This window comes from Bradyrhizobium guangdongense (assembly GCF_006483445.1).
Taxonomy (GTDB): Bacteria; Pseudomonadota; Alphaproteobacteria; order Rhizobiales; family Xanthobacteraceae; genus Bradyrhizobium; species Bradyrhizobium guangdongense_A.
Genome location: NZ_PPPT01000231.1, coordinates 1 through 23,430 on the forward strand (window position 1 = coordinate 1; position 23,430 = coordinate 23,430).

Annotated in this window: 20 protein-coding genes and 1 pseudogene; 8 read left to right on the forward strand and 13 right to left on the reverse strand. The window is 64.8% G+C overall.

Annotation, left to right across the window (positions count from 1 at the left end; genetic code table 11):
- Positions 1 to 408, reverse strand: a 408-nt coding sequence (locus tag C2U70_RS29040; protein WP_140982063.1) for a DODA-type extradiol aromatic ring-opening family dioxygenase, incomplete at its 3' end; no start/stop codon positions are given.
- A 128-nt stretch (positions 409 to 536) separates the two neighbouring features.
- On the opposite strand from C2U70_RS29040, the gene C2U70_RS29045 reads away from it, so the two are divergent.
- Positions 537 to 716: a hypothetical protein gene (locus C2U70_RS29045; RefSeq protein ID WP_140982064.1), complete on the forward strand. Its 180-nt coding sequence runs from the start codon at positions 537 to 539 to the stop codon at positions 714 to 716.
- 3 nt (positions 717 to 719) lie between these two features.
- On the opposite strand, the gene C2U70_RS29050 is transcribed toward C2U70_RS29045, so the two are convergent.
- Positions 720 to 2,216 (reverse strand): carboxylesterase/lipase family protein, encoded by a 1,497-nt coding sequence (locus tag C2U70_RS29050; protein WP_140982079.1) that lies wholly within the window; start codon positions 2,214 to 2,216, stop codon positions 720 to 722.
- Between the two features lie 282 nt (positions 2,217 to 2,498).
- Between C2U70_RS29050 and C2U70_RS29055 the strand changes: the two genes are divergently transcribed.
- Positions 2,499 to 3,731 carry an LON peptidase substrate-binding domain-containing protein gene (locus C2U70_RS29055; RefSeq protein ID WP_140982065.1) on the forward strand — a complete coding sequence of 411 codons (1,233 nt, stop codon included), beginning with the start codon at positions 2,499 to 2,501 and terminating at the stop codon, positions 3,729 to 3,731.
- Between the two features lie 35 nt (positions 3,732 to 3,766).
- Here the strand turns inward: C2U70_RS29055 and C2U70_RS29060 are convergent, their stop codons facing one another.
- A complete protein-coding gene (locus tag C2U70_RS29060) occupies positions 3,767 to 3,979 on the reverse strand; it encodes a hypothetical protein (protein ID WP_140982066.1) in 213 nt (70 codons plus the stop codon).
- Between the two features lie 258 nt (positions 3,980 to 4,237).
- Here C2U70_RS29060 and C2U70_RS29065 point away from each other — a divergent pair, with 258 nt between their 5' ends.
- The 3 genes from C2U70_RS29065 (at position 4,238) to C2U70_RS29075 (ending at position 7,876) form a co-directional block, all read left to right on the forward strand.
- Entirely contained in the window at positions 4,238 to 6,922 is a 2,685-nt protein-coding gene (locus tag C2U70_RS29065) for a flavin-containing monooxygenase (protein ID WP_140982067.1), read from the forward strand.
- Between the two features lie 210 nt (positions 6,923 to 7,132).
- Complete coding sequence (locus tag C2U70_RS29070) at positions 7,133 to 7,399, forward strand: hypothetical protein (protein ID WP_140982068.1); 267 nt, start codon at positions 7,133 to 7,135, stop codon at positions 7,397 to 7,399.
- A 105-nt stretch (positions 7,400 to 7,504) separates the two neighbouring features.
- A complete protein-coding gene (locus C2U70_RS29075; protein WP_246666895.1) occupies positions 7,505 to 7,876 on the forward strand; it encodes a hypothetical protein in 372 nt (123 codons plus the stop codon).
- A gap of 270 nt (positions 7,877 to 8,146) precedes the next feature.
- Here the strand turns inward: C2U70_RS29075 and C2U70_RS33240 are convergent, their stop codons facing one another.
- The 9 genes from C2U70_RS33240 to C2U70_RS29110 form a co-directional block, all read right to left on the reverse strand.
- The gene (locus C2U70_RS33240) at positions 8,147 to 8,302 is read right to left on the reverse strand and encodes a hypothetical protein (protein WP_186294541.1); all 156 of its coding nucleotides are present in this window, start codon (positions 8,300 to 8,302) and stop codon (positions 8,147 to 8,149) included.
- 78 nt (positions 8,303 to 8,380) lie between these two features.
- Entirely contained in the window at positions 8,381 to 8,881 is a 501-nt protein-coding gene (locus C2U70_RS29080) for a septal ring lytic transglycosylase RlpA family protein (RefSeq protein WP_246666896.1), read from the reverse strand.
- Between the two features lie 153 nt (positions 8,882 to 9,034).
- Positions 9,035 to 9,196 carry a hypothetical protein gene (locus C2U70_RS33245; protein ID WP_186294542.1) on the reverse strand — a complete coding sequence of 54 codons (162 nt, stop codon included), beginning with the start codon at positions 9,194 to 9,196 and terminating at the stop codon, positions 9,035 to 9,037.
- Positions 9,197 to 9,231: 35 nt separating this feature from the next.
- Positions 9,232 to 10,482, reverse strand: coding sequence for a DUF1501 domain-containing protein (locus tag C2U70_RS29085; protein WP_140982070.1), 1,251 nt, complete (start codon positions 10,480 to 10,482; stop codon positions 9,232 to 9,234).
- A gap of 2 nt (positions 10,483 to 10,484) precedes the next feature.
- A complete protein-coding gene (locus C2U70_RS29090) occupies positions 10,485 to 11,945 on the reverse strand; it encodes a DUF1800 domain-containing protein (protein WP_140982071.1) in 1,461 nt (486 codons plus the stop codon).
- A 124-nt stretch (positions 11,946 to 12,069) separates the two neighbouring features.
- Entirely contained in the window at positions 12,070 to 14,583 is a 2,514-nt protein-coding gene (locus tag C2U70_RS29095; protein WP_140982072.1) for a M56 family metallopeptidase, read from the reverse strand.
- Complete coding sequence (locus C2U70_RS29100; RefSeq protein WP_140982073.1) at positions 14,580 to 14,972, reverse strand: BlaI/MecI/CopY family transcriptional regulator; 393 nt, start codon at positions 14,970 to 14,972, stop codon at positions 14,580 to 14,582. Before C2U70_RS29100 ends, C2U70_RS29095 begins: the two co-directional genes overlap by 4 nt.
- A gap of 133 nt (positions 14,973 to 15,105) precedes the next feature.
- Positions 15,106 to 16,758 (reverse strand): NAD-dependent malic enzyme, encoded by a 1,653-nt coding sequence (locus tag C2U70_RS29105; RefSeq protein ID WP_140982074.1) that lies wholly within the window; start codon positions 16,756 to 16,758, stop codon positions 15,106 to 15,108.
- A gap of 159 nt (positions 16,759 to 16,917) precedes the next feature.
- Positions 16,918 to 17,910 carry a tripartite tricarboxylate transporter substrate-binding protein gene (locus C2U70_RS29110; RefSeq protein ID WP_140982075.1) on the reverse strand — a complete coding sequence of 331 codons (993 nt, stop codon included), beginning with the start codon at positions 17,908 to 17,910 and terminating at the stop codon, positions 16,918 to 16,920.
- A 621-nt stretch (positions 17,911 to 18,531) separates the two neighbouring features.
- On the opposite strand from C2U70_RS29110, the gene C2U70_RS29115 reads away from it, so the two are divergent.
- The 3 genes from C2U70_RS29115 to C2U70_RS29125 all read left to right on the forward strand — a co-directional run bounded on the left by C2U70_RS29115 (position 18,532) and on the right by C2U70_RS29125 (position 23,051).
- Positions 18,532 to 19,503, forward strand: coding sequence for an ABC transporter substrate-binding protein (locus tag C2U70_RS29115; protein ID WP_186294543.1), 972 nt, complete (start codon positions 18,532 to 18,534; stop codon positions 19,501 to 19,503).
- Positions 19,504 to 19,701: 198 nt separating this feature from the next.
- A complete protein-coding gene (locus tag C2U70_RS29120) occupies positions 19,702 to 21,969 on the forward strand; it encodes a putative bifunctional diguanylate cyclase/phosphodiesterase (RefSeq protein ID WP_140982077.1) in 2,268 nt (755 codons plus the stop codon).
- A gap of 191 nt (positions 21,970 to 22,160) precedes the next feature.
- On the forward strand, positions 22,161 to 23,051 hold the full coding sequence (locus tag C2U70_RS29125) for an MBL fold metallo-hydrolase (protein ID WP_140982078.1): 891 nt from the start codon (positions 22,161 to 22,163) through the stop codon (positions 23,049 to 23,051).
- Between the two features lie 48 nt (positions 23,052 to 23,099).
- On the opposite strand, the pseudogene C2U70_RS29130 reads toward C2U70_RS29125, so the two are convergent.
- Positions 23,100 to 23,430: pseudogene (locus C2U70_RS29130) on the reverse strand (polyphosphate kinase 2 family protein); the annotation flags it as partial.

Genomic DNA, 23,430 nt, shown 5'->3' on the forward strand with positions numbered 1-23,430 from the left:
CACGATCGGCATGTCGGCGCCGGGATACATCAGGCCCAGCGGCACGAAGGTGCCGTGGTCGAATCCCTGATTGCCGTCTTCGCGGCACTCGATGCCCGCCGCCTGCAACAGCGCCTTCACTTTCGCCGCGACCGCGGGCTCACCGGGGGCCGGATACTTCAGGTGGTAGGTATGCTCGGGGAAACCGTAGTAGTCGTAGACCATCGGCGGATGCGCCGAGGTCGCAACGGTAAACTCATCCGTCTCCCAATGCCCGGTGATGACCAACGCAGCCTTGGGCTTCGCCGGCAGGCGTTGCGGAAGTCCGCTGAATTCCTTCGCGGTTTTTGCGTATTGCACGCGCCTGTCCTCCATGAAGGGCCAGGGGCCGCCGCCATGCGACAGGAAAAAGGTCGGTAGTCTCGTCATCGGCTCGTCTCTCTCGAAGGCCGCAACCATCAGCCAAACGCGTATGGTTAGCAAGTCGTTAACGATTTGCCGCCCAAAATCCGCCGCGGTCAAAGCACGCGGCCAGTATATCGCTATCGGGAATCAAGATGAAAAAGTTTGCGCTGGGGGATGTCGTCAACAGTGACAAGGGCCGCCGCGGTGTCGTCCGCGCCGCCTACAGGTCGCGCGAGGGTCAGCAGTTCTATGCCGTCGAAAAGGACGGCGCGATGGACTTTTTCGAGGAAGCCCGGCTGTCGCTCGCACCGCGCGTCGAGCTCGCCGCCTAAGCGCTAATCCTTCGGACTTCGGCGCTCCAGCCAGTCCAGCCGCTCTACCCAGGGATCGGCGGCCGCGGATATGCGCTCGTTGGTGATCAGCAGCAACTGGTCGCGATCCGCGTTCGCGTTCCAGCGCGGCAGCTCCGCGCCGTTGGGATCGCCGGTCCTGGCGAAATTGATCCAGTAACCGCGCAATGCACGCGCGACGTCGCGATCCCTGCGCGACAGCAGGCCGGCGCCCGGTACACCCTCGACACCGAAGATGAACTGAAGCTCGCGTGCGTGGCCCCCCTCGCGGCTCGCGCGCTCGGCCTCGGGCACATAGCCGAAGCGATAGCGGAACGTCGGCGCACCCCGCGCTGCATGCAGACGGGCAAGCAGCCGCGCGGGTTCGGTGAAGACCCTGTCAGTATAGAGTCGCGCGACGAGCTCGGCCGGCTTGCCCGCGACGTCAGGATAGAGCCGCTGCAACTCGTCGGCGGAGGCGCCGGCCAGACTCCGCTCTTCCTTCGCGTCAGGCTCATTGTCAAAGCCGGTCTCGTCGTCGTTGGAGCCGATGATCAGGGGAATGCGGCTCTCAAGTCCCGCTTTGAAGCCGGCGGCGATATCGCCGGTCACGAGCACGCCGTCCACGACCGGTCCAAAACTGTGCCGGGATTTTGCGAGCAGAAGCTTCTCGGCCCTGAGGAGCAATTTGGGATCAGCGTTGCGCAGATCGCCGCCCTTGCCGTCGCGCGTGACGAGATCGCCAAAGACCTTGCCGGTGCCGAGCGCCGCGTCGACCGGGCGCAGACGCTCGCGACCGGGTAGCGATTGCAGGATCGCTTTCTGGAACAAGTCGCGGGACCGTTCGCAGAGCATCAGCAGCGCGATCGACGTCGCGCCGGCGCCGGAGCCGAACAGCGTGACATTGCCGGCGTCGCCGCCGAACGCCGAGGCGTTGTCGTGAATCCATTGCAGCGCCGCGATCTGATCCATCAGGCCGTAATTGGCCATGACGCTGCCGGATCCTTCCTCGGTGAGCGCGGGATGCACGAGCCAGCCGAATGCGCCGAGGCGATAATTCAGCGTGACCGCGATCAGGCCTGCCTGCGCGAGCTTCGCGCCGTCGAACAGCGGATCGTTGGCCGTGCCGTTGACGAAGTCGCCGCCGTGAATGAACACCAGGATCGGCAACGGCCCGTCGACGCCGAACGGACGGAAGACGTTGAGCGTGAGACAATGCTCGCTCGCCTGCGCGATTCCCGGCTGGAGACAGGCCGGACCGTAGTCATAGGCGGTGCGCATCTCCGAACTTTCCGGCGCGTCCTGTGGCGGACGCCAGCGCAGCGCGCCGACCGGCGCCATCGCATAGGACAGACCCTTAAAGGAGGAGATGTCGCCCTCCACACCTCCGAGCATCTGTCCCTCGCGCGTCAGCGCAAACGGGAATTGCCCGACCTGGGCAACGGCCGGGTTGCCACAAGCGAAGGCGGCGAAAGCCGCAACGAGCGCAAGCAAGGGCCGCATCGGCAGGGTCTCGCGGAAATACCGGCGCAACTTTACGTCCGCGGCATCAGGCGAGGCAAGCCGACCATGGCCTGCCCGGTTTCGGTAAACTCCGCGCGACGACGTTGACAGCGGGCGGTCTTTGCGCCAATTTTTCATCCGGTTGATACGACCTGCCGGTTGCACCCTCCACGGGACGGTGAACGTATCGAAGCCTTGATCGGCCTTCCTTTGCCCGAGCGACCGGGTCAGCAACGCAACCACCTGACGCGCCTGGTTCGCTCACAGCAAAGGACGACACCGATGCGCGATTTTCGCGATGCCAAGGCTATGGCGCAGACCTTGCGCGACTCCCTTCACACCAAGGCGATCAGCATCAGTCATGGCGAGAGCCTGGAGCTGGTGTCAAAAATGTTCGGACTTGCCGACTGGAATACGTTGTCGGCGCTGCTCCACGCCGGCAGGACCGACGTGAAGGCGCCGCCGGCACGCGCGAAGGAAGCACCTCGGTCGGCGGTGACGAGCTATCCGGCCGTTCCGCTGCGTGATCTCGTCCCGTTTCCGACCGCCACCTACCCGCTGTTCGTCGGACGTCCCAAAACCATGCAGGCGCTCGACCAGGCCTTTGGACGTCAGCGCGAGGTCGTGCTCGCCGTGCAGAAGGATTCTGCCGTCGACGAGCCCGGCTTCGAGGACATTCACCCGATCGGCGTCGTCGCCCAGTTGATCGAGCTGGAACCGCTGCCGGACGGTACGCTGAAGGTGCTCACGCAGGTCAACCGGCGCGTGCTCATTCATCGCTTCGTCGGCGAGACCGGCGCCTTCCAGGCCGACGTCAGCGATCTCGGCGAGGGACCGATTCCCGACGCGCCGGAGCTGATCCTGCGCGCGGTCAAGCGGTTCGAGCGTTACGCGGCGGCGCGCGAGATCCAGATTCCCGGGATCTGGCCGCAGCTCGAACAGACCCGCGACCCCGGAGGCGTTGCCGACATCATCGCAACGCGCCTGCGGCTGCCGATAGCCGACAAGCAGGGCTTGCTCGCGACCATCGATCCGGTGGCACGACTGAAACAGGTCGACGCCTTGATGGATTTCGGACGGCCGGTGTCGCCAGCCCTCGAAGCGACAAAGCGCCGTGCACTCGGCTCCGCGACGGAACGGCGGCAGCAATATGCGACGTGCGAACACCTCCTGCTGGCGCTGCTCGACGACGCCGACGCATCAGCCGTCATGCAGGCTTGCAACGCCGATCTCGACGCGATGCGCACGAACCTCAAAACCTATGTCGAACGCGGACTGAACAACGCCACCACGCAGAGCGGCGAAAAGGCCAAACCGACCGCGGCGTTCCAGCGTGTGGAGCAACGTGCCGAAATCCACGCGCACGAATTGGGCCGGCCAGTGGTCACGGGTGCGAACATGCTGTTCGGCATCTTCCTGGAGACGCGCAGTCCCGCGGCACAGTTGCTCGGCGAGCAAGGGATTACGCGCCAACGCGCGGCCGAAATCATTGCGAGCGGCGCGACAAACGGTTGAAGTCAAGCGAGCCCGCGGTCGCCGGGCTCGCAGCTTCACTGGTCCTTGCCGGACGTCAGTTCCGCCAGCGCGTGCCTTGCGACGATGCCGAGCTCGCCGAGCGTGGAATGGCCGGCCTTGGCCGCCTCGATCAGGCGCTCGGCGATGAATCTTCGGCTGTCGTGGTCGCCACCATGCGGCAATTGGCGGCAGGTCTCCTCCAGCACCACGTCCATGTTGGCTTTGGTTCGCTCAGTCACCTTTTGCATGACGTTTCTTGTGTGACGCTTGTTTCTTTTTACGACGTTGAACAGGTCAGCCTCGACCAGGGACCCAGCATACACGGAACATCAGCGCTTGATTACCCCGAAAAAACAACGGGCCGCCCGCATTGTGCGTCGCGGCGCGCATCGATGTCACACTCGCGCGACGTGTGGACACAACTACCGGAGATTGAATTTGTCTTGATGACAAACTGCACCTGCGGCGATAGCCTCCGGCAAAACAGTTCGCACGGAGGAAATGGCATGCCAGAGGCGATGGTCGCAGCACGTGCTTCGGAGACGAGTGGCAAACCTCAGCAAGTCGATGTTGCCGTCGTCGGCGCCGGATTTGCCGGACTTTATCTGCTGCATCGTTTGCGCAAGGCCGGCCTCAGCGCGATTGCGCTGGAAGAAGCCGACGACGTCGGCGGCACCTGGTACTGGAACCGCTATCCCGGCGCACGTTGCGACATCCAGACCATCGACTACAGCTACACGTTCGATCCAGAGCTCGACAAGGCGTGGACGTGGTCGGAGAAGTACGCGACCCAGCCTGAGATCCTGCGCTATCTCGGCTTCGTCGCCGATCGCTACGATCTCCGGCGCGACATCCGCTTCAAGACCAGGGTCAAGGAAGCGACATGGGACGACGCCGCCGAGCGTTGGCTGATCAAGACCAGCAACGGTCCGGCCTTCTCCTGCCGCCACTACATCATGGCGACCGGTTGCCTCTCCTCGCCGAAGCCGCCGGAGATCGACGGCGTCAAGGATTTCAGGGGCGAGATCTACTTCACCGGGCGCTGGCCGCATGACGGCGTCAATCTCGCGGGCAAGCGCGTCGCCGTGATCGGTACCGGCTCCTCCGGCATCCAGTCGATCCCGCTGATCGCCGAGCAGGCGGCGCACCTCACCGTGTTCCAGCGCACGCCGAATTTCGCGCTGCCGGCCCATAACGGCCCGTCGCCGTCCGATCGCATGGACCTGTTCAGGAGTGATCGCGCGGCCTATCGCGAGCAGGCGCGCCAGTCGATGACCGGCGTGCCCTATCCGCAGCAGACCGTGGTGAGCTGGCAGCTCAGCGATGCCGAGCGTCGTGAACGGTTCGAACGCGCCTGGGCAGCCGGCGATCTCGTTCACATCCTGACGCAGCTTTGGGCCGACCAGGGGGTCGACGTCGACGGCAACAGGATCGTGCAGGATCTGATCCGGGAAAAGATCCGCGCCGCGGTCAGGGATCCCGAGACGGCGGCGGCGCTCATGCCGGACGATCATCCGTTCGGCGCCAAGCGTCCCTGCCTCGACACCAACTACTACGCGACCTACAACCGGCCCAACGTCACGCTGGTGAATCTGCGGCAGGAGCCGATCAAGGCGATCACGGCCACCGGCATCACCACCGGCAAGCGCAATATCGACGTCGACGTGATCGTGTTCGCGACCGGCTTCGACGCCATGACCGGCGCCATCAAGGCGGTGCATCCGATCACCGGCCGCGGCGGCAAGTCGCTGTCGGATGTGTGGGCGCATGGGCCGCAGAGCTATCTCGGCCTCACGGTCGCAGGCTTCCCCAACTTCTTCATGATCACGGGGCCGGGCAGCCCGTCGGTGCTGTCGAACATGGCGGTGTCGATCGAGCAGCATGTCGACTGGGTCGTCGACCGGCTCGCTGGCTTGCGCGACAAGGGCTTCACCACGATGGAACCCACCGACAAGGCGCAGGCCGGCTGGGAGCAGCACATGGCCGATTGCGCGATGATGACCCTGCACCGGCTCGCCAACACCTGGTACACGGGCGCCAACGTGCCCGGCAAGGCACAGGGCGTGATGCCCTATTGCGGCGGCGTCGGTCCCTATCGCAGCATTTGCGACGAGGTCGTCGGCCGCGGCATGCTCGGCTTCAGGCTCACCGGCCCGAACGGCACGGCGCAGTGCAATGACGGCGAAGTCGTTCGCCTGCAACCGGACGTGCGGCTGGTGCTGGGCCTGCTCGCGACGCTCAACCTGCCGCCGATCGAGTCGATGGGCGCGCAAGGTGCATGCGCCTTCGTCAACGAGTTCAACAAGGGCCGTCCCGCCGGACGGCCGATCGGCGAAATCATCGATGGTACGCTACCGGGCAACGACGGTCCGCTGCCCTATCGGGTCTACAAGCCGGCAACACCCGGGCCGCATCCGGTCGTGGTCTATTTCCATGGCGGCGGCTGGGTGCTCGGCGACGAGGCGTCCGACGAGCCGTTCTGCCGCGACATGGTGCGACGAACCGGCATGATGTTCGTCAGCGTCGGCTATCGCCACGCGCCGGAGCATCGCTTCCCGACCGCGGCGGAGGACAGCTATGCCGCGCTACGCTGGATCGCGGAGCACGCGACCGAGCTCGGCGGCAAGCAGGGCGCCGTACTGGTTGCAGGCTGGAGCGCCGGCGGCAACATCGCGGCCGTGACCTGCCAGCTCGCGCGCGACCGCGGCGGACCACAGATTGCAGGCCAGCTCCTGGTCTGTCCGGTCACCGACTGCTCGTTCGACCGCCCGTCCTACAACGAGAACGCGACGGGCTACTTCCTGACGCGCTCGCTGATGTTCTGGTTCTGGGACCTGTACTGCGCGCCGAGCCAGCGCACGGATCCACGGGCGTCGCCGATCCGCGGCCAGCTCAAGGGGTTGCCGCCGGCCTTTGTGGTGACCTGCGAGTTCGACCCGCTGCGCGACGAAGGCATCGCCTATGGCGAGGCCATGGCTGCAGCCGGCGTTCCGGTCGAACAGCTCAAGGCGCGCGGCCACTTCCACTCGTCCTTCGCCATGGTGGACGTGGTTGTCACCGGTGTGCCCGGCCGCATCCAGATGGCCGAAGCGCTGCGCCGGTTCGCCGGCCTTCCGCCGCTGGTGCGGCAGGGGGACGAGAGCAGCAAGGGCCAGAGCGTGGCGGGCAAGATCGCGGCCGCGGCGAGCTAGAGCCGAACAGATCTGACGCGAGATGCGGGCCCGGAGATAATCTCCGGGCCCGCAACGCGTCCGCCTCCAAGAAATTCGTCAGCGCCGGAACAAACGCCGCGCGGCTGCATTATCGGATCGTGGCATTGAGATGCAGCGATAGGTGTAGCCCCCGGCACGTGTAAACGCGTGCGGGGGCTCTTTTTGCGTGGGGCGAGTAAGTAAAATCCAATGACGGCCGCGGCCTCAAAAGTGAACTTCGATGCGCGTGCCACCCTGTACAAATGGCCCTCGCTCGGAAACCGGCGCCGGGAGGACCGCAGCGCTTACATGGTGCTCGAGGCCACGCTCGATCAGTGCATCACCGCGCTGATGGAGAAGCCCGATCCGACCCGGCATCTCTACGAGATCCACACCGCGCCACAACCGCCGCTGGTGACCGAAATCCTCTCGCCCGAGCACGTCATCGAGCTGTCGCGCTTGCGCGAGTTTCTCTGAGCACGCCTCGAACGACCGCTTGCGACTTTCGGCTATCGCCACGCGCAGGAACCATCTTCCGGTTTTTCCCGTTGTCAGGGATCGGAGCTGAGGCGAGGGCTTGAGATGCTTGAGGCCAGTCTGTCATCCCCAGACGTACCCTACGGCGCGGACCAGACCATCTTCGTGGTGGTGGACCGTGTCAGCGGACCCAAGGATATCAAGGATATCCGCATCGAGCGCCCCGACGTCGAGACTATCATCCGCGAGCTGTTTGCCGGATGCTTCAGCGATCCCGTTGCGGTGTTCGCCTTCAACACGCTCGAGCACTGGGTCAAGGACATCTCGACCGAGGTAGCCGGCGAAATCCGGTCCCGCTGCGACATCGATGGTACCGAGCTGCCGGATCACCTCTCGGACTTCGTCGGCGATCATGGCGGCCGCACCGGCGTGACCTCGCCGCATGCGGGATCGCGTCACCATGTGACCATACGCTAAGCGAGAACAGCCAAAGTTTTCAGGATCCAATAAAAAAGCGCGGCGATCCGCGGCGCTTCTTCTTCGTTCGATACCCTTAGTGGTGCCAGAACAAGGCCAGCAAGATCACGATCGGCAGGGGAACGCCGAGCAGCCACAACAAAGCGCCTCTTCCAAAACCCATGGTCCTCTCCTCCAGAATAATCTTCGACATGACGCTGGAGGACAGCGGAAGTTCCGCGCGCGCAGGCACGCTGGAACGCGCTTGTTGCATGGCTCGGGGTGGAACGATCAGGCGGTGCGGCGCTTTCCCGCAATCGCCTCGATTTCGCGGCGACGCTCGCCCGCGAAGGTCAGGAGCTTTTCGACTGTTGGCGTGTCCGTGATCCGTTTCGCCAGCCGCTCGGCGCGCGCGGCCTGGTCCTCAAGATACTGGATCGTATTCACGCCCCCTCCCCAACCTCGATGTGTTCGACCCGCATGGTGAGGCAGGGTCGACTAACAGCCGGTTAAGCGCGGGAGCCGTTATTGCACGACGTCGAGCCGGACATTGGCGACGCCCTGGTTGACCATGCCGAGTGCCTCGGCGGCCGAATAGGAGACATCGACGATCCGTCCGCGCACGTAGGGCCCGCGATCGTTGACGCGGACCGTGACGGCACGGCCGGTGGAGACGTTGGTGACGCGCACCTTCGTGCCGAACGGCAGGGTGGGATGCGCGGCGGTCAACTCGTTCTTGTCGAACTTCTCGCCGCTCGCGGTTTGCGTGTCGTACGAATAGAAGCTGGCGACGCCATGCGAGGCTTCCTTCGCCTCTCCTGCGCTCGGAGCTGGCGAGGGGCGCCTGACAACCGACCGCACCGGCGCCGTTGCCACGTGCGTCTCGTGCCGGCGCTCGACGGCTGCCTGCCTGCTGGTGCCGAGGTCGGCCCTTTGCCGGGACACGGGCGATTGCGCGCAGGCGGCAAGCGACGCCGCACCGATGACGATGAGCAGAAGCCGGGAAAACCGTTCGACGCGAGACATGGTGTACGCCCCCATTCGATCGGCCTAGTCCGACGGGGAATGAGGGCAGAACCTTGTCGGAAAAAAAGCCGGCTCGCGGCCGGCACGATTTCGCTATCCGTGTTGCGATTCAACCACAGCTCAATTGTCCGGATTCGGGACACATTTGGCCGGTCAGCCCGTCGATTCCCGCCAAAAGGCAGCGTGCGCCTCACGCTGGACTTCGTGCACCGCGGTCTCGGCGAGGAGGCGCGCGAGCTCGCGCCAGTAGAGCACCCGCCAGTGCTGGCGCAGGCTCAGCAGGAATTCAAGATCGCGTTGGCTCGGGATGTACATGACGCACCCGTTCTATTGCCTTTTGTTTCAACCCGTCATCCGACGAGGCCGGTCATCGGTTTGACGTCCGCACTGTCGGGGAAGATGGCGCTTGCGAGCACGCTATCCTCAAGGCGCAGATGATCCTTCAAGATCCCCTTCAACACCGCGCGCAGGTCGATGGTCGGCTTGAGGTCGCGATTTTCGAAGAGCTGCGCGGGCTTCAGGCCGGGCCAGTCGGCGACGACGCGGCCTCCCCTCAGCGCGCCGCCGGCGAGGAAGGCGACCGTGCCGGTGCCGTGATCCGTGCCGTTGGTGCCGTTGATCCGCGCGGTGCGTCCGAACTCGGTGACGACGGCGACCACCGTCTCGTTCCACGCTTGCCCCATGTTGGTCTCGACCGCCGCGAACGCGCCGTCGAGCGCGCCGAGAAGGTTGGCGAGCTGCCCTGTGATCGCGCCTTCGGCGATGTGCGTGTCCCATCCGACAAAGCCCATCGCGCCGACGCGCGGGCCGTCGGGCCGGGCGAGGTAGCGCGCGGCCGTGGCGGCAGCCTCGGCGAAATAAGCGCGCACCCGCGCAATGCCCGGCGGCGCGAAGGTCGGATCCTCCGACATCGGATCGCTCATGCCGGGGGTGCCGCCAAGCGCGGCGAGCCGCATCCGCGCCTGCAGCACGACGGCGAGCTTTGGATCGGTGTGCTGATAGAGATCGAGCAGCCGGCTCTGCGTGTCGGCGCTCGCCGACAGCAGCCTTTGCGGCACCCACGACATCACGGGCGCAGCACCGCGCACGACGAGCGGCGTCACGGCGCCGACGCCGAGCACGCGGCTGCCGGCCGGGTCGACGCGTCCGCCCGATTCCATCGCGAGCAGCGCGCGATTGAGCCAGCCGGTCGCGACCGCGCCGGGTTTCGAGATGCCGCTTTCGAGCACGTCCTGGCCGTCGAAATGCGAGCGCTCGCGATAGGGCGTCGCCGTGCCGTGGACGACGAGCGCCTGCTGCTTCTTGTAGAGCCGGTAGAGGTTCGGCATCGCGGGATTGAGCGCGAAGAAAGAGTCGAGCGCCAGCGCCGGCGTCTTGCCGTCGAGCAGCAGCGCGTTCTCGCCGCGCAGGCCGATCCAATCAGGGTCGCCGACCGGCGCGACCGCACCGAGCCCGTCGAGCCCACCGCGCAGGATGATGACCAGCAGGCGCGGATCGCGCCCTTCCGCACGCGCAATTTTCGGCATCTGCGTCCAGGCGAACAGCGCGCCCGATCCGATCAGCATCTCGCGTCGCGTAGGCAGGTGGTCGGCAACGCTCATGCTCACCTCCTCAGGAAATCCGCCGACATGAACAGCAGCGCCAGCGCCTGCTGCCTGGTCTCGGCCCGATCGACCGCCTGCCGCGCCTCGGGAGAGACGCTCGATCCCATCACGTTCTCGATGATGTCGTGCGGATCGGCGGTCGCCGCCGCGCGCTCGGCAAAATTGTTGGCGATGTCGAGCCGCCGTCCGATGCCGTCGATCCAGCTCGCCTCGTCATCCGGATAGCCCTTCGGTGACGGCGGACGCCACAGCGGCTCGCCGAGCAGCTCCTGCCCCGAGGTGAAGCGCGCCGGATCCACCTGTGTGAATCCGGTCGAACGCACCATGGCGACGCCCCACTCGCTCGGACGCTTGAGCTTGGTCGGGGGCTGGCTCCAGGCGTCGTCCGACGACACCATCGTCTTGGCGACCTCCTTGAGATTGCCCTCGGTGTCGCGGAAGGTTTTTGCCATCAACGCCACCAAGGCCGGTGGCGGCGTGTCCGCAATGAAATGGCAGACGAGCTTTTTCGCGACATGGGTCGCCGTCGCCGGATGCGCGGCGAGATCGCGCAGCACGGCGCGCCCCTGCTCCACGTCCTCCTGCTCATAGCGCTTGCCGAGCACGGTCTGCGCGCCGGGCTCGTGCAGGCGCGGGTTGAAGGTGAACTCGCCGCCATGCTCCGGATTGTCGCCGGGCGGCACCAGCGTCCAGCCGGTCAGCACGTTGGAGAAGCTGATCACGTCATCCTGGGTGTAGCCGGTGCGCACACCGAGCGTGTGCAGCTCCAGCGTCTCGCGCGCGAGGTTTTCGTTGAGGCCGAGGTTGCGGTTGATGCCGGCGGTCGAGTTCGCGCCCATCGAGGCGAGATTGTCGAGATAGAACAGCATCGCCGGATGCGTCTCGACGGCCAGCAGCAGATCGACGAAACGGCCGAGCGTATTCGGGCGAATGCTCTCGCGCTCATAGGCACCGGACATGCTCTGGATACGGTTTGCCGAGATACAGAAATGGTTGGACCAGAACCACACCAGGCGCTCGGCAAAGCCGATCTCGGCGTTGAGCGCGGCTTCGATCCGCACCTTCGCCTCCTGGAGATAGATCGGCCGGCCGGGATCCGGAACGGCATCGGCGGCCTTCTTCGCCGCCATCTCGCCGGCGTCCTGGCCTTGCTTGCCGGCTTGCGGTTCGCTTTGGCCTTCGACCATCGCAGTCCCGGCGGCCGCGACCTGCTGCTTTTTGGCCTGCTGCTGCGCCTGCTTGGCCTTGGCCGTCCGCCGCGCGTTGGCGTCGGCGACGGTGCGATATGCCTTCGCGCTCGACGGCAGACCCTCGGCCGCGGCCAGCGCCAGCGGGCGGTCGAGCTCGGCGATCAAGGCGCCGCGCGGATCGGACGCGATGGCCGCAATCGATCCCGGCCGCGGCCCCATCCCGAACCGATGCAGTGCCAGAACCGCGTCACCCCTTGCAGAACTGCTCATGGCCGAGCCCCGTCTCGTTGGGCATTACGTCCTGTAGTGCTACGGACTGTAACATTCAAGACAAAGCGGTGCAAGCGGCGATTGAACGGCCGGCCGATCACGCGCCCGGAACTCCAATCAGCTGCTAGTAGCTCGGCCCCAGCGCGATCTTCGTGATGGTGCCGTTCTTGACCCCGATGCGCCACTCGGCCGAGCCGTTGGCGAATTGCGCGATGTAGATGTCGCTGTCGAGCGCGGTGACGCCGCGGAACGACATCGCGCGCAACGCGCCGAGTCTCGCCAGGATCGCCTGGTCGAACGGGAGCTGCTGGCGCGTCTGCTCGGCCACTTCGCTCGTCATACGGGCGTAGTCGGGCCGGCCCTTGCCGACGGCTTCGATGTACTGGCGCAGCGTCTCCTCGCCGTCGGCGATCGGCGCGGTGCGGCGATCCACGAGCTTCGGCTTGCCCTGCAGATGTGCGAGGTCGACATTGTGGAAGCGCGTGTGCCGGCCAGCCAGCACGATCTCCAGGCATTTGCCCGAACGGTCAGCGACCGTCCACGGACTGTTGACTGTGGTCAGGAATGTGGCCGACATGTTGTGGCTGACGATGCTGCGCACCGGGCGACGGCCACTGGCGTCAAGGCCGGTGACCTGGATGTCGTTGCCGGTGTCGTTGTAGAGCATGATCCGGATCGGCGACGTGCCGGCACGCCCGCTCAAGTTTGGAGCTTCCGAGCAGGCGGCAACACCGCCCGGCTCGTCATTGCCATCGGGCCGGAACAGGACGTCGCCAACCTTGCCGTCGGATTCCAGCACGATGCGAAACTCGGCTGTGCCGTTGGCGAACTTTGCGCCATAGATGTCGTAGCCGCCGGGCCCGACGCCACGGAAGAAGATCGATTCGAGTGCCCCGAGCGCCACGAAGGTCGCATGCAATTCGCTCACCTGACGACGGATCTTGGCCGCCAGCGTCGCGCTCATGCGCTCGTAGTTCGGCGTCCCCTGCCGCAAATCCTCGATCCCGCGCAGGATCATGTCCTTGCCGCCGGCTGCCGGCACCTGCTCGCGGAATCGATCCGGCACCTGGGCGATCCGCCGCGTGAAGTCGCCTTCGATCGTCGCGGCGATGGCCGCATCGATCCGTGGCGCAAGCCGCGCGCCGGAGGTGGCGCTCTGCAGCAGCACGCGCTGAACCTTGTTCTGGTCGTCACGCAGGAACACGAAGGCGTCATTCGCTTCGGTCGAGAACGCATCGATGCCATCGGCCGAGATCTCGAAGGCCGGCCGGCCCGTCTCCTGCGCGCGCAGCCGGTCGCCGTCGCGGCTGACGGTCAGCACGCGGAACGGCGTGACCTGGTACCAGCCGGCATATTGATCGTACGGCACAGTGCCGGCCGCCGAGCGCGGCATCTCCGCGACACGGACCGCATGGATGTCGCGACCGTTCTGGCGCAGCAGCAGATCGGACGAGCGCCGCTCCGCATCGACGGAGAAGGTGATCTCGCCCGCCACGGCCGCGTAGGAGGCCGTGCCGTCGGTGATCGTCAGAGGCAATTTGCGCTGGCCGGTCAGTTGTCCGAACAAATCGTCGCCATCGCGGAAGATCGCGAACACCGCATTCTGGCCGAGCGCGTAGAAATTGACGAAGGCACGGCCATGCGGCACGCGTGTCGCCTCCGGAACGGCTTCGATCGGCGGGCTGCCGTCCGGCGTGCGATAGGCGATCATGCCGGTCGAGACGATCACGGCCGGCACGATCATCGCCGCGATCCAGAGACGTTTGCGCCAGGTGACCGCCACCGGCATCGCCGCTGCGGCAATGATGCGCTCGACGCGCGTCCGGACGGTCGAGACCCGCGCCATCGCGAGCTCCATCGGCCGCGGCCTGACGCTGGTCGCGACATCGAGCAGGATTTCGGCATAGGACAGCCTGTCGTCGATCACCTCGATCGCCTGCGCGTCGCTGATGATCTCGGCAAGTTCAGCCAGCCGGGCGTGCTGCCACCACGCGAACGGGCTGAACCAGAACACGACGCGGTTCAGCGACGCCAGCAGCAGGACGTAGAAATCGCGATTGGCGACATGCGCGCTCTCATGGGCGAGCACGGCCAGCCGCTTCTGCGCATTCCAGCGCAGGAATTGCGGCGGCAGCAGAATGGTCGATCCGAACGTGACGGGGCCGCCGATATCGCGGCTCAGGCGCACGTCTGCGCCTTCAATGCGGAGCTCCTTCATCGGCTTGGCAGCACGCGCCAGCTGCCAGGTCAGGCTGAGACCGAGCGCCAGCCGCAACAACAACAGCGACGCGACGCCGGCATAGACGATGGTTGCGAGCAGCGCCCAGTTGACCGACACGGCGCTTTGCGCCGGCGGTGCGGCAACCGCACCTGGATTCACCGGCGGCGGCGACAGCTCCTGTATCGACGGCTCGATCGGCCAGAGATTATCCGGGACCGGCACCGGCATGGGCAGCCGGGTAATCGTGACCGTGGGCCAGTGCATCACGAACGGCATCGCCAGCGATGCCAGCAGCACGACGACCCACGCGGTCATGTGCACGTGCGGATTGCGCACGCGAAAGAGATACAAGCCAAACCAGACGACGCCTCCTAGCACCAAGGAGCGGAGCGCCGCCTCTGCCAGAGTTGCGATCATTCTTTCTTCACTCCCCTCGCCTTCTTCGCCTTGGCCACCTGGTCGGCCAGACTCCGCAATTGTTGCTGGTCAAGCATCGCGTTGTCGACCATGCCGACCAGCACCTCTTCGACCGAGCCGTTGCAGAACCAGTCGACGATGCGCTGCACGGCCTTGGCCGCGACGCGCGCCCGCGGCTCGGCCGCATGGTAGACGTAAGTGCGGCCGTCCACGGTGTGGTGCGTGTAGCCCTTTTCTTCCAGCCGCCGCAGCACGGTGCGAACCGTCGATTCCTTGAGCCGGCGCGATAGCCGCTCCCGCACCGTCTCGGCTGTGACCGGACCGTGAGCCCAAACCAATTGCATGACCTCTCGCTCGAGGTCGCCCAGTTCGGGCAAACGATCGTCCATGATGATGACCTTGCGGCTGTTTCTTGTAATGCTACGTATCGTAGCACATACGCCCGGCCGAGCAACGGCGATTCTACCTGGGATGGCAGGACCGCGCTGCTAACCTGTCCGTGACCGCCGGCGATTGCGGCCGTCAGTAATGCGGCTCGTACATCTGCGCCTGGACCTGGCTCATGACGTCATTGGGCGCCGGCCCCTCGGCGAGCCCACGCTGGTAGGCGACCTGGGCGACGGCCGCTGCGATCCGGGCCGAGACCTCGCGGATGCGTGGCAGCGCCGGGTAGAGGCTGCCCTGGCTGAGGTCGTCCTTGCCGACGCAATCGGCCAGCGAGTGCGCCGCCGCCATGAACATCTCGTCGGTCACGAGCCGCGAGCCGCTGGCAATCACGCCAAGGCCGACGCCGGGGAAGATGTAGGAATTGTTGCCCTGGCGCGGCACGAAGGTTTTGCCGTTGAGCTTCACCGGGTCATACGGGCTGCCGCAGGCAAACAGCGCGCGGCCCTCGGTGTAGCGGTAGGCGTCCTCGGCCGAACACTCCGCCTTCGATGTCGGGTTGGACAGCGCGAACACGATCGGCTGCGCGTTGAGCGCGGCCATCGCCTTCAGCACCTCGGGCGTGAAGGCACCGCCCACGGCGGCGACGCCGATGATCGCGGTCGGCTTCAAGGTCTTGATTGCCGTCAGGAAGTCGACAATCGGCGCCTGGTCGTCGTGGGCGTAACGCAGCTTGTGGCCTGACAGGCCGGCGCGATCCTTCACGACGAGGCCACGGGAATCCACCAGCCAGTTTCGCCGCAGCGCCTCGGCCTCCGAGGCGCCCTCCGCCATCATGGCTGAGACCACGAGGTCGGCGATGCCGGTCGCGGCCTCGCCTGCGCCGAGGAACAGAATCTTCTGATCCCTCAGCTTGCCGCCGCTGACGCGCAGCGCCGAGAACAGGCCGGCGAGCGCCACCGCCGCCGTGCCCTGGATGTCGTCGTTGAAGACGCAGGCGTCGTCCCGGTACTTGTGCAGCAGCTTGAACGCCGAGTGATTGGCAAAATCCTCGAACTGGATCAGCACGCCCGGAAACGTCTTGCGCGCCGCCGTCATGAACTCGTCGACGAAGGAGTCGTAAGCCTCGCCCGTCAGCCGGCGCTCGCGCAGGCCGAGATAATAAGGATCGGCCAGCAGCTCCTCGTTGTTGGTGCCGACATCCAGCAGGATCGGCAGGCACTGTTCGGGATGCACGCCGGCGCAGGCCGAATACAGCGAGAGCTTGCCGACCGGGATGCCCATGCCATTGGCGCCGAGATCGCCGAGCCCGAGAATGCGTTCGCCATCGGTCACGACGATCAGCTTTGCCTCATAGGGCCAGTTCATCAGGATATCCGCGATCTGGCCGCGGTCGCGCGAGGAGATGAACATGCCACGCGGGCGCTGGAAGATCAGGCCGTATTTCTGGCAGGCGAGCCCGACGGTCGGCGTGTAGATCAGCGGCTGGATCTCGTCAATGTTGTCGCAGACGATGCGGAAGAACAGCGCCTCGTTGCGATCGTGCAGCGCGTTCAATGCCACGTATTTTTCGAGGTCGGTCGGCAGCATGCGCAAATTGGTCAGCACCCGATCCGCCTGCGTCTGCATGGTCAGCACGCAGGGCGGCAACAGGCCGCGCAATCCGAGCGCGGCGCGCTCCTGTTCGGTGAAGGCGGTGCCCTTGTTCAGCAGGGGATCGCGCAGCAGCGACATGCCGTGCTGCGGTTTGGACGGTGATGAGTGGGCATCGACCCGATCAGGTCTATTCACGAATTCCCCCGAGAGGTTTCTTATTTGATTTGACGACGAACATTGTCCGCCAGCCAATGATGGAGATCAAGGACGTTGGATTTCGCACCGCAGCGACGCGCATGATGAAGGATGATGCAAAGTGGCCTCAAGCGCGCCGCGAAGCTCAGGTCTTGAGCATTATTCTGCCTTGATGTCGGCAGCCTTCACGATCGGCCACCATTTTTCAGTCTCGGCCTTCTGGTGGGCCGCAAGTGCAGCCGGCGACTGCTGCTCCTTCGCCGAGATCTCCTGGCCGAGCTCGGCAAAGCGCTGGCGGACACCGGGATCGGCGAGTGCGACCATGACCGCCGCATTCAAACGGTCGACGATGTCCTTCGGTGTATTCTTGGGTGCCCAGATGCCGTGCCAATAGGAGATGTAGAGGCCGGGCACGCCGGCTTCATCGACGGTCGGAATGTCGGGTGCGGATGCAAGCCGCGTCGGCGACGTCACCGCAAACGCCTTGATCGCACCGCTCTTGACATGCGGTATCGAATTCGTCGCCTGATCGAAGATCAGATCAATCTGGCCTGCGACGAGATCGATCATGGCCGGGCCCGCACCGCGATAGGGCACGAGCTGGAATTCGGTGCCGGTCTTGTTCTTGAAGAACACGGCGGCGACATGCGCGCCTGAGCCGGCGCCCGCAGTGCCTGCGGTTGCCTTGTTGGGATTATCCTTCAGCCACGCGACGAGGTCCTTGAGGCTGTCGGCCTTGAGCGACTTCTTGCCGACGATGAGCTGCGGCCCGCTCGCGATCAATGCGATCGGCTCGAAATCGGCGATCACGTCGTAGGGCAATTTGTAGATCGCGCCGTTGAGCACATGCGTGCCCCAATGGCCGATCGTGATCGTGGTGCCGTCAGGCGTCGCGCGCGCAACACGCGCACCGGCAATGCTGCCGGAGGCGCCGGCCACGTTTTCGACCACGACCGTGCCATGGAGGTCCGCGGCGATCCGCTCGGACAGGATGCGTGCCAGCGTGTCGGTTGGGCCGCCCGCAGCAAAGGGCACCACGAGGGTGATCGGCCGCGACGGAAATTGCTGCCCCCGCGCAGGGAGCATCACCAGTGACAGCACAGCCGTCAGAACGAGCAGGCAGCCGCGCAAGGCGGCCGGCGTCGAGCCCATCATCCCCTCCCCCAATTCTCCGCCGGCCGTCGATACCGGCCGTTACCGCCAGTGAATGCCGATTGCCGGAGTGGAGTCAAACGCGCGCCATTCCGGAGGCGCGGCAATGCCCTGCCCCGGAATGGCGGCCAGGAGGAGGATGCGAGAGATCAATGCATCGGAAAAATCATTTCCGGCGACGCAACGGAGATCGCCGGCGCAATGCGATCAGATCAAAATACAGCGCCGGGAAGGTAAGGGGCTCTGCCTCACTGATGCAGCCCGCTTAACCTTTGCCCGGCGTGCCGTTCGCGGTTTCTGCCGCTATGCGATAGTCCGAACGAGCTCCATCGCACTTAACGCGGCTGGATCTGCGGAGGTGGTGTCATAGACCTCCCCTTGCTCATGTGGTTGGACGTTACGCGTCGCCATTGGCGACCACCGACATGCTCCTCCCGTGACATAAAACTGTCAAGCTGGAACGCTGCGGCAGTCACATGATTTGAAGATGGGTTCCTGAAGCTTCGTCCGCACCATAGCCACTACCTGAGGATGCTGCGCGCGCATGCGATCGCTTTGACACGACCGCGACGTCAGCGCTACCTTGCCGGCTCTTTGTTTGATCAATTTGGTAAGGCGCGAATGAATCGGCGCGATTTCGTGGGCCTCTTCGCTGGCGCGGCGGCGGCCTATCCTCTCTCCACGCGCGCGCAATCCAGAATCTTCCGCGTTGCCATGCTCACACTCGATGCGAGTGAGAATGCCGAGCGGTTCAGGGGACTGCTCGGAGAGCTCGGCTATACCGACGGAAAGAATCTCGCCTTCGTCTATCGCTCCGCCGATGACAATCCCGCGCGCCTCGCCGCCTTCGCCGACGAGTTCGTGCGCGACAGGCCGGACGTGCTGGTCGCCGGGTGGGGCACGCTCGCGCCAAAAGCCTTGAAGAGTGCGACAAGCAGCATTCCCATCGTCTTCGTGACCGTCGGCGATCCGATCGGCGCGGGCCTCGTACAGAGCCTGGCGCATCCCGGCGGCAATGTGACCGGACTGAGCGGCCAATCCACCGAGTTCAAGAGCAAGCAATTGGAGCTGCTCTTGACCTGCGTTCCCAACCAGCAGGTGGTCGGCGTGCTCCTCAATCCGGACACCCCCTACACCGCGCTTGCGCTGAAGCAATTGACGGCCGCGGCGGAGAAGATGGGCGTCCGGCTCGAGCTCCTGCAAGTGAGACAGGCAGCCGACTTCACGGCGGAGAGCATGGACCGGCTCGTCCTGCGCGGCGCGACCAGCCTGCTGATCGTCGAGGATCCGCTGGCCAACACCATCCGTGACGAGGTCGTCGCGCAAGCGCGGCGTTTGCACCTTGCGACGATCACGGGAATGGCCACCTACGCGCAGGCGGGAGCCTTGATGGTTTATGGCACCGACCTCAGCGAAAACTATCGCCGCGCTGCAGGATATGTCGACAAGATCCTGAAGGGCGCGAGCCCGGGTGACCTCCCGGTCGAGCAACCGACGAAATTCCGGCTCATTCTCAATCTCAAGACCGCCACGGCGCTCGGCCGCGAACTGCCGCCATCGATCCTCGTCGCCGCAGACGAGGTGATCGAGTAACCTTCGCACGCTGCCTCGCTTCCCGCACCCAGACATCGCGCCGGAGCGGGGACTTAATCCAGATTAAGAACACGGATCAAGTGGCGGGACGGAGGCGTTTACCCCACTGCCGCGATGGCCACATGCGCGCGCCAAGCCCTTGCATTTTTAAGCTTATCTTAGATTGCGCATGGTGGCATCGGCGCGATCGAGGTTCTCATGAAGACATTTGGCCGCGCCGAGCGCCATCCCGCACATTTCGCCTTGCTGGTTCTGGTCGTCGTCTCGCTTGCGACGATCCAGTTCGGATCGCCGCTGTCGGCAGCGTGCCTGCTGCTGCTCGGATTCGGCTTGGTGGGCGCGAGCGAGCTGGTGCGCGCGCCGGACTGGAAAGGCCTGCTTGGCCGCGCCCTCGAAACCAACCCGGCCGGCCTCTGCATCTATGGCCCCGACCTGCGCGTGGTCATCGGCAACGAACATTTCGGTGCCATGTACGGTCTCACCAGTGAGCAGGTGAAACCAGGCACGTCACTTGAGGACATTCTCCGGTTGAGGGCCAAGGTCATTCACCGCCGCCGCCGTCACGCCGGCTACGTCGAGGCCTATGGCGACCACGCGGCCGCGACGCCCGAGGAGACCGTCCATGAGCTTCTCGACGGTCGGATCATTTCCGTCTCGCGCCGTCCGATGAGCGATGGCGGCCTTGTCGAGGTGCACAGGGACGTCACGAGCGAGTGGCAGGCGGAGGATCGTGCCGACCGCGCCATGCAGGAGGTGATCGAGAAGCAATATGCCATCGACCAGGCGGTGATCGTCGGCATCACCGACATCAAGGGCAACATCACCTATGCCAACGAGAATTTCTGCAAGATCAGCGGCTACGCCAGGGACGAGCTTATTGGGCAGAATCATCGGCTCCTGAAATCCGGGGCCCATTCCAGGGAGCTGTTCGGCGACATGTACCGCACGCTTGCGCGCGGCAAGGTCTGGCGCGGCGAGCTCTGCAATCGCGCCAAGTCCGGCAGGCTCTACTGGGTCGATACCGTCATCACACCGCAGCTCGGCCCCGACGGCAAGCCGATCTCCTACATGGCAATCCGCATCGACATCACCGCGCGGAAGGAGGCCGAGGCGAAGATCTCCTTCGCGGCGACGCACGATTCCCTGACCTCGCTGTTGAACCGCTCCGCACTGCTTAACCGGGCCGAGACAACCCTCGCGCAAGCCGACGCCGAGGACAACTGCTTTGGCGTGTACCTGCTCGATCTCGACGGCTTCAAGGGCGTCAACGACACGCTGGGGCATCACGCCGGCGACGATCTGCTCCGGCAAGTCGCCGCGCGGCTGGCCGTGCTCACCGACGAGCATGACCTCGTGGCACGGCTGGGTGGCGACGAATTCGCGATCGTGAGACGGAGCGGCGGCGCGGTCGCCGCAGACAGCATCGACTTCGGCCGTCGGCTGGTCGAAGCGATGGCGGCTCCGTTCGAGATCGACCACCACCCGGTTCATATCAGCTCCAGCGTCGGCATCGCGATCTGTCCCGGCCACGGCCGCGCACCGCAAGAGCTCCTGAGGAAGGCCGATCTGGCGCTCTATGCCGCCAAGGCCTCGGGCCGCAACTGCTTCTGCACCTACCAGCCGGCGATGCTGGAGGCGATCGAGGACGAGAAGGAGCTCGAAACCGAGTTGCGCGTTGCGCTCGCGCGTGGCGAATTCGAGCTGCACTATCAGCCGATCCTGGACGCAGCATCCCGCACCGTCTGCGCCGCCGAAGCCCTTGTGCGCTGGCGTCATCCGAAACGAGGGTTGATCCCGCCGACGCGCTTCATCCCCGTCGCCGAGCAGACAGGTCTCATCCTGCCGCTCGGCGAATGGATCATCTCCCAGGCGTGCCGGGATGCAGCATCGTGGCCGTCCCACCTCAAGCTTGCCGTCAATGTTTCGGCGATCCAGTTCAAGCGCGGCAGCCTTTTCGACATCGTGACGGAAGCGCTGCTGCAATCGGGCCTGCCTCCGTCGCGCCTGGAGATCGAGGTCACCGAGACCGCGGTCCTGGAGCAACGGCCGGAGCAGTTGCAGACCTTCCGCAAGCTCAGAAATATCGGCGTCGAGCTGGTGCTGGACGATTTCGGAACGGGCTATTCGTCGGCGAGCTACGTCACCAACTTCCCGTTCGACAAGATCAAGATCGACAAGTCCTTCGTGCAGGGCTTTGACACGCAACGCGAATGCGCGGCGGTGATCGCCTCCGCGGTGGCACTGGCCAAGGGCCTGGGCATCGCCATCACGGCGGAAGGCATCGAGAGCGAGCCCCAGTTTGCCGCGCTCCGGGCCATCGACGTCGACTACATGCAGGGATATCTGTTCAGCCGGCCGCTGGCTCGCGAGGACTTTTTGCAGAGCCACAAAGCGCCCTCGCGCGTCCAGGACGAGACTGCCGGAAGCCTCCGGGTATCGGAATCCGGCAAAGGCCGCCGCGGCTAGAGCATGATCCGGAAAAGTGTGAAGCGGTTTTCCGAAAAGATCATGCTCAAACAAAGAGCTAAAGCGCGATGATGATTCTACTCAATCTCATCGCGCTTTAGGACCGCGCGGAATAATCTGTTGCCTCCGGCGTTTGTACCTGCGAGGACGTCCGCCTCCCCTGCTCCATTGTCTCAGCCGGAAAGCCACAGATGAAGATCATGAAACGCCTCATTGTTCTGCTAGCATTCATCGCCGCGACGGGCTCCGCATCTGCACAGACCCCACCGCAGACTTCGACCAAGAAGGTCGACGGCACCGAGAACGTCTATCTGTTCCGCTATGGCGGCCACCAGTCGATCTTCATCGTGACGCCGCAGGGCGTGATCGCGACCGATCCGATCTCCTACCTGCGTCCCGCAAAACCCTATATCGACGCCATCAAGGCGGTGACCGACAAGCCGATCAAATACGTCGTCTACAGCCACCATCATTACGACCACATCGCCGGCGGCAAGCCGTTCAAGGACCTCGGTGCCACCTTCATCGCGCACAAGCGCGCCAAGGAGCGCTTCCTCGAATTGAAGAAACAGAATGCGCTGCTGCCCGACGTCGTGATGCCCGACGAAGTCGTCGACAACAAGAAGACGATCACGCTCGGCGGCACCACGCTCGAGCTGATCTATGTCGGCCGCAACCATTCGGACAATTCGCTTGTCATGCGGCTGCCGAAGCAGAAGATCGTGTTCGTCGTCGACTTCGCCCCGATCGAGTCGATCCAGTTCCGCAACATTCCCGATAACCTCTCGCCGCTCGAATATATCGACTCCCTGAAAAAGCTCGCCGCGCTGGACTGGGAGCGGATGATCCCCGGCCATCCCTATGCCGGCGGCCGCTTCGGCACCAAGAAGGACATCCAGGACGACATCGCCTATCTGGAAGACCTCTCGGCCGAGGTGAAGAAGGCCGCCGATGCCGGCAAATGCTTCGATCCCGCGATGAAGGAGATCAAGCTGGCGAAATACGAGAAGTGGAACAATTACGAGACCGGCCTCGGCGCGAATATCGAGCGCTTCTGCTACTGGTGGGGCCGCGGCTACTGAGCCGCCACGACGTTGCGCATCTCCGGACGGAGATGCGCAACGTCACGTTCACTTGTCCCCCTTCTTGTTCCCCTTGCCTTCCTGCTCCAGCGCCTTGCGCACCTTCGCGAACTCCTCCAGCGAGTCCTTGTCGACCCGGGGAAAGCGCAGGTCGAGCTCGTCGAGCGCCGCGACGATCGCCGAGCCGATCACTACGCGCGCAAACCATTTGTAATCCGCAGGCACGACATACCAGGGCGCGTACCGCGTCGACGTATGCCGGACGATGTCCTGGTACACCGCCTGGTAGCGCGGCCACAGCGCGCGTTCGGTGATGTCGCCCATCGAGAACTTCCAGTTCTTGGAAGGCTCCTCGAGCGCCTCGAGGAGCCTTCCAAGA

What these genes read in the sequence shown, in the direction of transcription:
- C2U70_RS29090 (WP_140982071.1), bottom strand. Translation starts at nt 11,945, where the DNA reads ATGAGCAGTTCTGCAAGGGGTGACGCGGTTCTGGCACTGCATCGGTTC.
- C2U70_RS29100 (WP_140982073.1), bottom strand. Translation starts at nt 14,972, where the DNA reads ATGGACGATCGTTTGCCCGAACTGGGCGACCTCGAGCGAGAGGTCATG.
- C2U70_RS29075 (WP_246666895.1), top strand. Translation starts at nt 7,505, where the DNA reads ATGCTTGAGGCCAGTCTGTCATCCCCAGACGTACCCTACGGCGCGGAC.
- C2U70_RS29080 (WP_246666896.1), bottom strand. Translation starts at nt 8,881, where the DNA reads ATGTCTCGCGTCGAACGGTTTTCCCGGCTTCTGCTCATCGTCATCGGT.
- C2U70_RS29065 (WP_140982067.1), top strand. Translation starts at nt 4,238, where the DNA reads ATGCCAGAGGCGATGGTCGCAGCACGTGCTTCGGAGACGAGTGGCAAA.
- C2U70_RS29050 (WP_140982079.1), bottom strand. Translation starts at nt 2,216, where the DNA reads ATGCGGCCCTTGCTTGCGCTCGTTGCGGCTTTCGCCGCCTTCGCTTGT.
- C2U70_RS29085 (WP_140982070.1), bottom strand. Translation starts at nt 10,482, where the DNA reads ATGAGCGTTGCCGACCACCTGCCTACGCGACGCGAGATGCTGATCGGA.
- C2U70_RS29095 (WP_140982072.1), bottom strand. Translation starts at nt 14,583, where the DNA reads ATGATCGCAACTCTGGCAGAGGCGGCGCTCCGCTCCTTGGTGCTAGGA.
- C2U70_RS29055 (WP_140982065.1), top strand. Translation starts at nt 2,499, where the DNA reads ATGCGCGATTTTCGCGATGCCAAGGCTATGGCGCAGACCTTGCGCGAC.
- C2U70_RS29115 (WP_186294543.1), top strand. Translation starts at nt 18,532, where the DNA reads ATGAATCGGCGCGATTTCGTGGGCCTCTTCGCTGGCGCGGCGGCGGCC.
- C2U70_RS29125 (WP_140982078.1), top strand. Translation starts at nt 22,161, where the DNA reads ATGAAGATCATGAAACGCCTCATTGTTCTGCTAGCATTCATCGCCGCG.
- C2U70_RS29120 (WP_140982077.1), top strand. Translation starts at nt 19,702, where the DNA reads ATGAAGACATTTGGCCGCGCCGAGCGCCATCCCGCACATTTCGCCTTG.
- C2U70_RS29070 (WP_140982068.1), top strand. Translation starts at nt 7,133, where the DNA reads ATGACGGCCGCGGCCTCAAAAGTGAACTTCGATGCGCGTGCCACCCTG.
- C2U70_RS29110 (WP_140982075.1), bottom strand. Translation starts at nt 17,910, where the DNA reads ATGGGCTCGACGCCGGCCGCCTTGCGCGGCTGCCTGCTCGTTCTGACG.
- C2U70_RS29045 (WP_140982064.1), top strand. Translation starts at nt 537, where the DNA reads ATGAAAAAGTTTGCGCTGGGGGATGTCGTCAACAGTGACAAGGGCCGC.
- C2U70_RS29060 (WP_140982066.1), bottom strand. Translation starts at nt 3,979, where the DNA reads ATGCAAAAGGTGACTGAGCGAACCAAAGCCAACATGGACGTGGTGCTG.
- C2U70_RS33245 (WP_186294542.1), bottom strand. Translation starts at nt 9,196, where the DNA reads ATGTACATCCCGAGCCAACGCGATCTTGAATTCCTGCTGAGCCTGCGC.